General features: G+C 46.8%; 1 rRNA gene. It reads left to right on the top strand.

The window, feature by feature from the left end:
* Positions 1-161 precede the first annotated feature (161 nt).
* Positions 162-278: ribosomal RNA gene (rrf, locus tag TT13_RS10960) — 5S ribosomal RNA — on the top strand.

The raw sequence follows: 278 nt of genomic DNA, 5'->3' as shown, positions 1-278 counted from the left end.
TGATGAGGTAGATAGGCTAGAAGTGGAAGTGCGGCGACGCATGGAGCGGACTAGTACTAATGGTTCGAGGACTTAACCAAGTTGAAGTGCAGTGTAGCACTCGGCAAGAATTTACAAAGAGATTCAGTTTTGAGAGGATTAAAAATTCTTTCTAAAAGACGTGTCGTGATGATGGCACTGAGGATACACCTGTTCCCATACCGAACACAGAAGTTAAGCTCAGTAGCGCCAAAAGTAGTTGGAGGATCGCCTCCTGCGAGGATAGGACATCGCGATGC

The organism is Weissella oryzae SG25, assembly GCF_000691805.2.
Classification (GTDB): Bacteria; Bacillota; Bacilli; order Lactobacillales; family Lactobacillaceae; genus Weissella; species Weissella oryzae.
The sequence above is the reverse complement of the archived record's forward strand: the minus strand, read 5'-3'. Positions and strand labels throughout refer to the sequence as shown.